The sequence below is a fragment of the Aeromonas sp. QDB34 genome (genome assembly GCF_027705405.1).
GTDB classification, from domain to species: domain Bacteria; phylum Pseudomonadota; class Gammaproteobacteria; order Enterobacterales; family Aeromonadaceae; genus Aeromonas; species Aeromonas hydrophila.
In genome coordinates, this window is record NZ_JAPDBT010000004.1 from 194,524 (window position 1) to 206,207 (window position 11,684).

Genomic DNA, 11,684 nt, shown 5'->3' on the forward strand with positions numbered 1-11,684 from the left:
CTCAGGGCGTTCCGTTGCACCCATAGCGCCGAAAGCCGGGTCGCTCGCCCAGTCGCTGGTAGTAGTCATTCACGGCCGGCAGTAGCGGACGATCATAGGGCGTCTCCAGCCAGCGGTTGACCGACAGCCCGATGGGAATGTCCGCTAGCGAGAAGTGGGGGCCGGCCACATATCCCCCGGTTGCTTGAAGCTGTCTCTCCAGGATCTGCATGCAGTGAGACCACTGCAGGCAAGCTGCGTGAAGGGCCTGGCTGTCCTGATGCTGGGGGGAGCGCCGCACCAGCGACAGGAAGGCGTAGCGCCAGGCGCTGTTCAAGTCCGATGCCTGCCAGTCAATCCATTGATCGACCCGGGCCCTGGCTCTCGCCTCGGCGGGATAGATCGCGTTGTCGCCGTAGCGCGTCGCCAGATAGCGGATGATGGTGTTCGACTCCCACAGGGTGAAGTCGTCATCCTGAATGACCGGCACCATGGCATTGGGGTTGAGTGCCAGAAACGCCGGGGTATCCGTCGGCTTGAAGCCGGACCCCCACTCCTCCAGCTCGAACGGGAGATCCAGCTCGGCGCAGGTCCACAGCACCTTGCGCACATTGATGGAGGAGGCTTTGCCCAGTATCCGTAACATCTTTTCGTCCTTGTCGAGGGGATGGCCGGCTTGCCGCAGGCCTACAACCCCTGCTTGCACGGCCATCGGGGCCCAGCACAGTCACCGACCGTGCTGGGCCCCGATTGCATCGATTGGCGAGTCAGCCGTGGGTGGTCTTGGGCTGGAAGAAGGCGATGAACTTGCCGAATTTCTCCCCGTCGTAGCTGTCCCCCTTCTCCAGCAGCCCGGTGTTGAAGGATTCCAGCAGCTTGCCCTTGGCATCCAGCACGTAGAAGTGGGGCACCCCCAGATACTCGGGATAACCTTTGAGGAAGGATTCGTTCTTGTTCTGTTTGCTGACGTTCACCTTGACCACCACGAAGGTGCGGTTGAGCTGGCCGGCAAGATCGGGTTGTTGGTCCAGAAAGTGGTTCATCTCCTGACACCAGCTGCACCACTCGCCGCCCACCAGCAGCAGGACTTTCTTGCCCTCGGCGCTGGCCTTGGCGGTGGCGAGATCGCGGGCCGGGTCCCGCTGCTCGTCATAGCCCTGGCTGTAATCGGGCAGGCTCTGGCTCCAGAGGTGGCCGGCGCTGTACGCCTCGCCATGAAACAGGGCGGTGCCAAGCACCAGCGGCAATAGCAGTCGGTTCATCACGTGCTCCTTGTGTTGTTGTAGTTGCTTCCAAGCCGCAACAATGTGACACGAGCGAGCCCGGCCGCCAAGGGCGAGATGGGCGCTTGTTATGCAAAAAGCGGGAATGGGTCGGCGGGAAAAAACAAAGCCCCTCGCAGGAGGGGCTTGGCATTCAGGCAAGGGCGGTCGCCGGCAGATCAGTAACCCTGCTGGTGGACGTCCATCACGGCGCGACCGGAGGGGTCGGCCATCTCCTTGAACTTGGCATCCCACTCCAGCGCGGTCGGGGTGGAGCAGGCGACCGACTTGCCGTAAGGCACGGTACGGGCCGCGGACTCCAGCGGGAAGTGCTCGTCAAAGATGGCGCGATAGAAGTAGGCCTCCTTGGTGAGCGGGGTGTTGACGGGGAAGCGGAAGGCCGCCGCCTCGAACATCTGATCCGTCACCTCTTCCTCGACCATGGCTTTGAGGCTGTCGATCCACGAATAGCCTACGCCGTCGGAGAACTGCTCCTTCTGGCGCCACGCCACTTCGTGGGGCAGCAGATCCTCGAACGCTTCGCGCAGGATGTGCTTCTCGATCTTTCCTTTGCCACACATCTTGTCGGCAGGCTGCAGGCGCATCGCCACGTCCATGAACTCCTTGTCGAGGAAGGGCACGCGACCCTCCACCCCCCAGGCGGCCATCGACTTGTTGGCGCGCAGGCAGTCATAGAGGTGCAAAGAGGCGAGCTTGCGCACGTTCTCTTCGTGGAATTCGCGGGCGTTGGGCGCCTTGTGGAAGTAGAGGTAGCCGCCGAACAGCTCGTCGGAGCCTTCGCCGGAGAGCACCATCTTGATGCCCATCGCCTTGATGTAGCGGGCCATCAGATACATCGGCGTGGAGGCGCGGATGGTGGTGACGTCATAGGTCTCGAGGTGATAGATGACGTCCCGCAGGGCATCCAGTCCTTCCTGCACGGTGAAGTGGATCTGGTGGTGGATGGTGCCGAGGTGATCAGCCACCTTGCGGGCGGCGGCGAGATCCGGCGAGCCTTCCAGGCCGACGGCGAAGGAGTGCAGCTGTGGCCACCAGGCTTCGCTCTTGCCATCGTCTTCAACCCGACGGGCGGCATAGAGCTTGGTGATGGCGGAGATGACGGACGAATCCAGCCCGCCGGAGAGCAGCACGCCGTAGGGCACGTCGCACATCAGCTGGCGCTTGACCGCCGCTTCCAGCGCGGCTTTCAGCTCGGCCTTGTCGCTGACGTTGTGCTCGACCGCGCCGTACTCCATCCAGTCGCGCTTGTACCAAGTTTTAAGCTCGCCATCCTTGCTCCACAGGTAGTGTCCCGGCGGGAAGGTTTCGACGCTCTTGCAGACCGGTACCAGCGCCTTCATCTCGGAGGCGACGTAGAAGTTGCCGTGCTCGTCGCGGCCGGTGTAGAGGGGGATGATCCCCATGTGGTCGCGACCAATCAGGTAGGCATCCTGCTCGGCGTCATAGAGGATGAAGGCGAAGATGCCGTTGAGATCATCCAAAAAGGCGGGGCCCTTCTCCTTGTAGAGGGCCAGCAGCACCTCGCAGTCGGAGTGGGTCTGGAACTGGAAGTCGACCTTGAGGTTCTTCTCCAGCTCCTTGTGGTTGTAGATCTCGCCGTTGACGGCCAGCACGTGGGTGCGCTCGGGGTTGTAGAGCGGCTGGGCGCCGTTGCCCGGATCGACGATGGCCAGGCGCTCGTGCACCAGAATGGCTTTGTCGGAGCTGTAGACGCCGGACCAGTCAGGACCGCGGTGACGCAATCGCTTGGACATCTCCAGCGCCGATTTGCGCAGCGCGGCCGCATCGGATTTGATGTCCAGAATGCCGAAAATAGAACACATTGGCGGTAATCCTCTTGATTTTTATATGAGCCCCCCACGTTCGGGCTCGAAATTCCATTTACATTCCTCGCCAATCACAATGCCTAGTGCAAAAACCTTTTGCAAGCGGGAAAACCGCAGAAAATCATGCCGTACACGTCAACCCGATCGGCCTGAAAAAGGGCGGCTACGGCGGCCGGGGTTGACGCAGACGTCAAGTCGCGGCGGGCTCGAAGATCACATAGAGCTTGCGGCAGGGGGTGAGGGTCTCCCACTCCCCGACAAAGCCGGCCGGGATGACGAACTGATCGCCGGGCTTGAGGGGCAGTCTGCCGCCCTGGCCGTCGTGGATCACTGCCTCGCCTTCCAGCAGCTGGCAATACTCGTGCTCGGTGTAGTGGATGGCCCAGCGGCCGGGCTCGCAAGCCCAGAAGCCGACGTGAAACTGCTGGCTCGGGTCTGAGTAGTGGTTCCATACCGTCTGGCGCGGATTGCCGGCGCGCAGGCGCTCGGGGGTGGGCATCAGCGGGGTGGGGGCCGCCTCGTGGCGGTCGAGCAGGATCCAGTCGTTAAGGGTCTTCATGCTGCCTCCTTGGCAAGGGATAAAAAACGGGGCCATCCAGGCCCCGTGGTTGTTCGTTTTATTAAACGAGGTTGCGTATAACGTAAACGATACCGTCTCCCTTGCCAAGGGGACCGCCGCCCTCCGTCAGCGTGGCTGCAGCCGTTTGATGACGTGACGGGCAAAGCCGCTGCCCGCTTCGTCGTAGACGTTGAACACCGCATCCACCCCTTGCTCTTTCAGGGAGGCGATGTCGTCCTCGAAGCGGACGATGGCGGCAATCTTGCCGGCAAAGCCGTGGCTGCGCAGCTTCTCGATGGCGTAGAGGTTGCCCGAGTGGTGGGGCATGGCCAGCAGCACCAGGTTGACCTGGTTGGAGAGCAGCACCTTGTCCCAGAAGTCGGTATCGGTGGCATCCCCCTCGATCACGTTCATGCCCTGAGCGCGCAGGGTAGGCAGCTTCTCGCTGTCGTTCTCCACCCCGAGGATCACGGTGCCGTACTTGTTTTCCAGCTCGAAGTAGGCGCCCTGACCGATCCGCCCCATGCCGAGGATGATCACCTCGGCATCGCCGAGCTCGATGGGCCTGTCCTCCGGGTGCAAAGTAGTGGCCTGCATGCCGCGCAGCCAGTTGCCGAGCCGATGGTAAATGCGCTCGCTCTGGCCGTTGAGGGGGGCCGAGATCATGAAGCTGGCCGCCAGCGCCAAGGAGAGCGCAACCAGCCACTCGTGGGAGATCCAGCCCGCCTTGGCGGCGATGGCCGCGACGATCAGGCCAAACTCCGAGAAGTTGGTGAGCGCCAGGGTGGAGAGCAGGGCGGTGCGCACCCGCAGGTGGGCGCCGCTGTAGACCAGGTAGTAGAGCGCGCTTTTCAGCGGCAGGGCCAGCACCAACGCCAGCGCCAGCAACATGGTGTCGTGGGTCGGCAGGCCGTTGAGGCCGATGGTGAGAAAGAAGCAGATGAGAAACAGATCTTTGAGGTTAAAGAGTGACTTGGCCAGCCCCGCGGAGGCGGGGTGGGAGGCGATCAGCATGCCGATGACCAACGCCCCCAGATCCGGTTTGAGACCCACCACCTCGAAGCCGGCAGCCCCCACCACCAGCGCCAGGAAGATCCCGAACAGCACCTGCAGCTCGCCGTGACCGGCCCGCTCCAGCAATTTCAGCAGCAAGGGGCGCAGCAGTGGCAGGCCCAGGATCCAGAGCGCCCAGATGCTGGGCCACTGGCCGCTGGAGACCGCCAGGAAGGCCACCGCGAACAGATCCTGCATCACCAGCACGCCGACGGCGAGGCGGGCATAGAGGGCGTTCATGTCGCTGCGCTCCTCCAGCACCTTGACCGCAAACACGGTACTGGAGAAGGAGAGGGCAAAGCCCAGCAGCAGCGCCAGCCGCCAGTCCAGCGACATGGCCAGTGCCAGCCCGAGCCCCTTGCACACCAGCAGCACCACGGTGAACAGCAGGGTGGAGAGCAGCAGGTGCAAACTGGTGGTGCCCCAGACGTCGCGCCGCATCAGGATCTTGACGTTGAGTTTGAGGCCGATGGTGAACAGCAGCAGGGTGACGCCCAGATCGGCGATTTCGTTCAGGGCCGGGGTGTTCTGATAGCCCATGCCGTTGAGCAGAAAGCCGGCCGCCAGAAAGCCCAGCAGGGGCGGCAGGCCGATGAGGTTGACCAGCATGCCGCAGCCAAAGGCCACGGCGATCATGACAGGTTCCATTGCGCGTCCTTCAGGGGTAACGAGGCAGGCCTTGGCCTTGCGCCAGGCCGGCCCGTCAGCCGGCAGGGATCAGACGATGTCGATATCCACCACTGAATCGAAGATGTGGTTCGGCCGAAACGGCATGCGGTCGATGTCGGCCACCTTGCTCACCCCGGAGAGCACCAGCACCGTCTCGAGGCCGGCCTGGAAGCCTGCCAGAATGTCGGTGCGCAGGTTGTCGCCGATGATGATGGTGTCGTCGGAGTGGGCCTCCATCCGGTTGAGCGCCGCGCGGATGATCCAGGCGCTTGGCTTGCCGACGTAGAACGGCTTCTTGCCGGTCATCCGCTCGATGGGGGCGCACAGGGCGCCGCAGGCCGGGTGCATCATGGGGCCGTGGGTATCCGGGTTGGTGGCGATGAAGCGGGCCCCCTGATCGACGAACTTGGCCCCCAGCTGCATCATGGTCCAGTTGTAGTTGCGGGTCTCACCCACCACCACGAAGTCGGGGTCGATGTCGGTGATGGTGAAGCCGGCCTTGTAGAGCTCGTGGGTCAGCGCCCCTTCGCCGATCACATAGGCCTTCTTGCCGTCCTGGCGCTTGAGAAAGTCGGCGGTGCCCATGGCGGAGGTGTAGAAGCACTCCTCCGGCACCTCGATCCCGGCGGAGCGGAAGCGGTTTTGCAGATCTTTCTGGGTCTGGGCCGGGTAGTTGGTCAGAAACAGCAGCTTGCTGCCCTGCTCCAGCAGGCGGTGGACGAAGCGGTCGGCACCGGGCACCAGATCGTTGTTGTGCAGGATGACGCCGTCGATGTCGCAGATGACGTTTTTCTTCATGGGGACTCCTTGTGTAGGCGCAAGAGGCGGCGGAAAGTTGCGCCAACTCTCAAGATCTTCAAATAGTTATGTTGTTTTTGTGACGCCATTATAAGTCTGTTTGATGACAAGTCTCCCCCATAAACAGAGATAGGTGCACAATGAACGACAGAGGGGAGGGATCCGCTCTGCCACTGGCTGGTCCCGCTGTCTGTGAACCGATGGAGCCGTCATCATGGATAACTTTATTGCCGGTCTGCCCAAGCTGGAGCTGCACCTCCATATCGAAGGCTCGCTCGAGCCGGAACTGATGTTTGCCCTGGGCCAGCGCAACGGCGTGGCCCTGCCCTGGCCCGACGTGGCCAGCGTGCGCGCCGCCTACGAGTTCGACTGTCTGCAATCCTTCCTTGATCTCTACTACCTGGGGGCCAGCGTGCTCATCACCGAGCAGGATTTCTTCGACCTCACCTGGGCCTATCTGGAACGCTGCGCCGCCGACAAGGTGGTGCACGTGGAGATCTTCTTCGACCCCCAGACCCACACCGCCCGTGGCGTGCCCTTCGCCATTGTGCTGGGCGGCATCGAGCGGGCGCTGCAGCGCGGAGAGCGGGAGTTTGGCATTAGCTGGCGGCTCATCATGAGCTTCTTGCGCCACCTGCCCGAAGAAGATGCCTTTGCCACGTTGGCACAGGCCACTCCCTTCCTGTCGCGCATTCACGGCATCGGCCTCGACTCGGGGGAGCAGGGCAACCCGCCCAGCAAGTTTGCCCGGGTCTTTGCCCGCTGCCGCGAGCTGGGGCTGCCGGTGGTGGCCCACGCCGGCGAAGAGGGGCCGGCGCAGTATATCTGGCAGGCTATCCGGGAACTTGAGGTGCGGCGCATCGATCACGGGGTGCGCTGCGTCGACGATCCCGATCTGCTGCGCTATCTGGCCGATACCCGGCTGCCGCTCACCGTCTGCCCCCTCTCCAACACCCGTCTCAAGGTGTTTGACAAGATGGCCCACCACAACGTGCTGGCGCTGCTGGAGCAGGGGCTGTGCGTCACCATCAACTCCGACGATCCCGCCTATTTCGGCGGCTACATGAATGCCAACTTCCACGCCCTGGCCCATAAGCTGGGGGCCAGCATGAACCAGCTCTGCCGCTTGTCACTGAACGCGGTGGAGGCGAGCTGGCTGAGCCTGGCCGACAAGGCGCGGCTGACCCGGGAGATCAGAAGCTACGCCGCCTGCTACGGGGTCAGCCTCCATTAGCCTGCGGCGCCGGCAAGCATGACAGGCAAAAAAACGCGCCCACCAGAGAGGGTGGGCGCGTTTTTTTATGCCTGGGCGGGTGTGACTCAGGCCGTGTGGGGCTGGGGGGCCGCCTGATAGGTCGGGTAGTCAATCAAGCCCTTTTCGCCACCGCCGAACAGGGTGGCCGGGTCGTGAGGGGCCAGCGGATAACCGTGGCGCAGCCGCTCGGGCAGATCGGGGTTGGCCACGAAGGGGCGACCGAAGCCTATCATGTCGGCCCATCCCGCCTCGAGCGCCGCCCGGGCACGTTCGCCGTCGTACTTGCCGGCATAGATGAGGGTGTTGGGGAAGGCGTCGCGCAGCCCCTGCTTGAAGCCCTCCGCCATCAGCGGGGCATCGTCCCAGTCCGCCTCGGCGATGTGCAGGTAGACCACGTCGAGCCGGCCCAGCAGGCGGGCGGCGGCCAGATAGGTCTCCTGCGGGTTGGCATCCACGGTGCCGTTGAGGGTGGTGAGCGGCGCGAGGCGCACCCCGACCCGGTCGGCCCCGATCTCGCTGCAGACTGCCTCGGTCACCTCTTTGAGGAAACGCAGCCGGTTCTCCAAGGAACCGCCGTAGCCGTCGGTGCGGGTATTGGACTCGGAGTCGAGGAACTGGTTGATGAGGTAGCCGTTGGCGGCGTGCAGCTCGATGCCGTCAAAGCCGGCCAGCATGGCGTTGCGAGCCGCCTGACGGAACTGCCCCACTACCGCGTCGATATCGGCCTGGCTCATGGCGCGCGGGGTGACGGTTTCGACGAACCCGGGGGCATCGCTGCCGTTGTCGACGAACACCCGCACCCCTTTCGCCTGAATGGCGGAGGAGGAGATGGGCTGGGCACCGCCGAGGTTGTCGGGGTGAGTGACCCGGCCCACGTGCCAGAGCTGGGCGAACATGGTGCCGCCCTTGGCGTGGACGGCGTCGGTCACCTGCTTCCAGCCGGCCACTTGCTCGGCGCTGTGGATCCCCGGCGTCCAGGCGTAGCCCTTGCCCATGGGGTCAATCTGGGTGCCTTCGCTGATGATGAGGCCGGCCCCGGCGCGCTGGGCGTAGTAGGTGGCCATCATGGCATTGGCCACGTCACCGGGCTGGCTGGCGCGGGAGCGGGTCATGGGAGGCATGACGATGCGATTGTTGAGGTGCAGCTGGCCGAGACGCAGGGGGCAGAACAGGTGATCGTGGTGCATGGTGAATTCCTCATGGTGATGATGGGCTCACTCTAGTGCCGGTATCCCTTGCGAAAAAGAGGGGTAATTGCAGAAAAGAATTGCGCTGATGACAGCAATGGTGAAAAGAGGGGGCAGGGGGGCACCTGAATAAAAAAGGGGGCCCGCAAGGCCCCCTTTCTGCATGGTTCACGCAATGACGTCAGGCATCCAGCGGCATGACGCGCACCCGCTCGATGCGCCGCTCGCTCACCTCGACCACCTCGAAGCCAAGCTGCTGCAGTTGCAGCTGCTGGCCCGGGGCGGGCAGGGTGCCGAAGTGGGAGAGCAGCATGCCGGCCAGGGTCACGTACTCGTCGCTCTCGCTCACCAGCCCTTCGTGTTCCAGCACCTGCTCCACGTGGTGGATGTTGGTGCTGCCGTTGATGAGCCAGCCTTCCCCATCGCGGATGATGTCTGGCGTTTCGTCTTCGTCGGGCAGTTCGCCGACGATGGCCTCCAGCAGGTCGTGGGTGGTCACCAGCCCCTGGATCACGCCGAACTCGTCGGCCACCAGGATGAGGCTGCCCTTGGCCTGGCGCAGCTCCGCCAGCAGCTTAATCACGTTGATGGTCTGCGGCACTATGATGGGGTCGTTCTGCTTGGCCAGCTCGCTCAAGGATTGCCCTTCGTTGAGGGCAAACAGCAGGTCGCGCGCCTTGACCACCCCGATCACCTCGTCCAGATCTCCGTCACAGACCGGGAACAGGCTGTGGGGCTCCTGCTGCAACAGAGCACGGATCTCGTCATTGGAGTCGTTGACGTCGATCCAGGCCATCTCGGAGCGCGGGGTCATGATGGTGCGGATGGAGCGTTCGGCCAGCGACAGCACCCCGGTCACCATGTAGCGCTCCTCCTCGCCAAAGCTGACCGGCTCGGCGGCGGGGGCGTCCAGATCGTCGTCCGGTCGGTCCTGATACGCCTTGCTGCCCATCAGTTTGAAAATGGCGGCGGTGGTGCGCTCGCGCAGGGGCTGCTTGGCTTCGTGGCGCTCGGCACTGCGCTGGGAGAGCTGGTTGAAGAACTCGATCAGCACCGAGAAGCCAATGGCCGCGTAGAGGTAACCCTTCGGAATATGGAAGCCGAACCCTTCCGCCACCAGGCTAAAGCCGATCATCAGCAGGAAGCTCAGACAGAGCACCACCACTGTGGGGTGGGCGTTGACGAAGCGGGTCAGCGGCTTGGAGGCCAGCACCATCACCACCATGGCGATGGTGACGGCCGCCATCATGACGCCGAGGTGTTCCACCATGCCGACGGCGGTGATGATGGAGTCCAGCGAGAAGATGGCATCCAGCACCAGGATCTGGGTGATCACCACGCCGAAGCTGGCGTAGGCGCCAACCGGCCCGTCTTCGGGCGGCTTGGCCTCCAGCCGCTCATGCAGCTCGGAGGTGGCCTTGAACAGCAGGAACAGGCCGCCCCCCATCAGGATCAGGTCCCGACCGGAGAAGGGGTGATCCCACAGGTGCAAAATGGGGGTGGTCAGGGTGACCAGCCAGGACATCACGCTCAGGAGCCCCAGGCGCATCAGCAGGGCCAGCGACAGGCCGATGACGCGGGCCTTGTCGCGCTGGGCGGGGGGCAGCTTTTTCACCAGGATGGCGATGAAGACCAGGTTGTCGATCCCGAGCACGATTTCCAAAACGATCAGGGTAAACAGACCGATCCAGATGTGGGGATCCAGCAGCAATTCCATGTAGTGACCTCAATAAAAAACAGACAGAGCAGAGAGTGAGCACGGCGTACGATGGCCGCAGTGACAGCAAGGCAATGGCGTTATTCAGAGGCGCTGATTAAGCAGATAAAGATAGGCTTTGACGGGAAGAAACGAAGGGCAACTTCGGGGATTGTCCATGATGGGCAATAAAACCTCGGGTTAAAAGTGAGCCCTGATGATAACGGGAATCCCGTATTTGGCAAGAGGGGGCGGGAAGCACCGGGGGAGGCGCGCTCGCCCAGCGGGCGACAGAGGCGGGCGGAGCTTGCCAGGCAAGCCCCGCCTTGCGGCTTACAGCCAGCGTTTCTCGCGGGTGAAGCAGACCGACAGCCAGGCGTCCCCCAGGGTATCGCCGAGGCGGGACCAGAGCTCCTGGCGCAGGGCATCCTGGCGTTCGACGGGCCACTCCTGGCCGGGGGCTACCAGAATGTTGAGTTCGAGATCGAAGCGGCGACCGCTTTTCGCCAGATGGCTGTAGCACTCGATGCCATGGCGCAGGCGCAGGGCCTCGACTTCGCTGGCCACCAGCCGGGAGACATCCCCCTTGGGGGCGATCTTCAGCACTTCCCGCAGGTTGCGACCGAGCACCTTGATGGGGATGAGGGTGGCGCACAGGGCCAGCAGCGAGACCAGCACCGGGTCTATGTAGCGGTTGTAGTGGCCGTAGCCGATGGCATCGAGGCCGATGGCGACCACGAAGCCGATGAGCAGGGTGGTGCTGAGCAGGGTGTCGACCAGCCACTCCTTGGAGTCCACCCGCACCAGCTCGGAGTTGACCCGCTCGGCCACGTCGGCCTCGACCCGGTAGATGATGCCGCAGAAGAAGGTGGAGACGACGGCATAGATGAGGGCGTGGCCGAGATCGATCTCCCGTCCGCCCGCCAGCAGGGTAGTGAGGCCGTTGTAGAGTGCCGCCAGACAGAGCAGCAGAATGATGGTGCCGTTGATGACGTTGGCGATGGGCTCGAAGTGGGCGTAGCCGTATTGAAAGCGGGCGTCGGAGGGGCGGGTAACCAGGTAGGCGGTGATGAGCCCCAGCCCCGTCATGCCCATGCTGAACAGGGTGAAGATGCCGTCCAGCATGATGGCGTTGGAACCGACGAACAGGCCATAGCCGATCCCGAAAATGGCAAAGGTGATGCAACCAAACAGCGACAGGGTCAGCGCCTGTTTTTCGGTGCGGATCAGCGTACTGATAACATGGCTGTAATGAGCCATAAAAGTCCTCCTTTCAAATGGTGAAGATTGCGCGCGCAAGCGGTTTTCTAGCTGATATACTGCCCGCTCACATGTGAGCGGACTGGTTCGGGGGCCCGCGAAGAGGCTGGCCCGAACGG

General features: G+C 63.2%; 10 protein-coding genes. 1 reads left to right on the plus strand and 9 read right to left on the minus strand.

The features are described 5' to 3' along the window. Window position 1 precedes the first annotated feature (1 nt). The 6 genes from OKC29_RS08495 to OKC29_RS08520 form a co-directional block, all read right to left on the minus strand. A complete protein-coding gene (locus OKC29_RS08495; protein ID WP_073350717.1) occupies window positions 2–625 on the minus strand; it encodes a glutathione S-transferase family protein in 624 nt (207 codons plus the stop codon). Window positions 626–746: 121 nt separating this feature from the next. Continuing rightward, a complete protein-coding gene (locus OKC29_RS08500; RefSeq protein ID WP_073350715.1) occupies window positions 747–1,241 on the minus strand; it encodes a thioredoxin family protein in 495 nt (164 codons plus the stop codon). Between the two features lie 179 nt (window positions 1,242–1,420). After that, on the minus strand, window positions 1,421–3,085 hold the full coding sequence (gene asnB / locus OKC29_RS08505; RefSeq protein ID WP_029300238.1) for an asparagine synthase B: 1,665 nt from the start codon (window positions 3,083–3,085) through the stop codon (window positions 1,421–1,423). A 193-nt stretch (window positions 3,086–3,278) separates the two neighbouring features. Next, the gene (locus OKC29_RS08510; RefSeq protein WP_073350713.1) at window positions 3,279–3,647 is read right to left on the minus strand and encodes a cupin domain-containing protein; all 369 of its coding nucleotides are present in this window, start codon (window positions 3,645–3,647) and stop codon (window positions 3,279–3,281) included. Between the two features lie 126 nt (window positions 3,648–3,773). Further along, window positions 3,774–5,348, minus strand: coding sequence for a cation:proton antiporter family protein (locus OKC29_RS08515; RefSeq protein WP_011706470.1), 1,575 nt, complete (start codon window positions 5,346–5,348; stop codon window positions 3,774–3,776). Between the two features lie 69 nt (window positions 5,349–5,417). Continuing rightward, window positions 5,418–6,167 carry an HAD-IIA family hydrolase gene (locus OKC29_RS08520; protein WP_011706469.1) on the minus strand — a complete coding sequence of 250 codons (750 nt, stop codon included), beginning with the start codon at window positions 6,165–6,167 and terminating at the stop codon, window positions 5,418–5,420. A gap of 214 nt (window positions 6,168–6,381) precedes the next feature. Here OKC29_RS08520 and OKC29_RS08525 point away from each other — a divergent pair, with 214 nt between their 5' ends. Beyond that, window positions 6,382–7,401, plus strand: a complete 1,020-nt coding sequence (locus OKC29_RS08525) for an adenosine deaminase (protein ID WP_270669259.1) — start codon at window positions 6,382–6,384, stop codon at window positions 7,399–7,401. An 86-nt stretch (window positions 7,402–7,487) separates the two neighbouring features. Here OKC29_RS08525 and OKC29_RS08530 read toward each other — a convergent pair whose 3' ends face one another. From OKC29_RS08530 to OKC29_RS08540, 3 genes are all read right to left on the minus strand, one after another. Further along, the gene (locus OKC29_RS08530; RefSeq protein ID WP_073350710.1) at window positions 7,488–8,609 is read right to left on the minus strand and encodes an alkene reductase; all 1,122 of its coding nucleotides are present in this window, start codon (window positions 8,607–8,609) and stop codon (window positions 7,488–7,490) included. A 181-nt stretch (window positions 8,610–8,790) separates the two neighbouring features. Beyond that, window positions 8,791–10,326 carry a TerC family protein gene (locus tag OKC29_RS08535; RefSeq protein WP_073350707.1) on the minus strand — a complete coding sequence of 512 codons (1,536 nt, stop codon included), beginning with the start codon at window positions 10,324–10,326 and terminating at the stop codon, window positions 8,791–8,793. A gap of 312 nt (window positions 10,327–10,638) precedes the next feature. After that, window positions 10,639–11,565 carry a cation diffusion facilitator family transporter gene (locus OKC29_RS08540; RefSeq protein ID WP_011706465.1) on the minus strand — a complete coding sequence of 309 codons (927 nt, stop codon included), beginning with the start codon at window positions 11,563–11,565 and terminating at the stop codon, window positions 10,639–10,641. Between the last annotated feature and the right edge of the window lie 119 nt (window positions 11,566–11,684).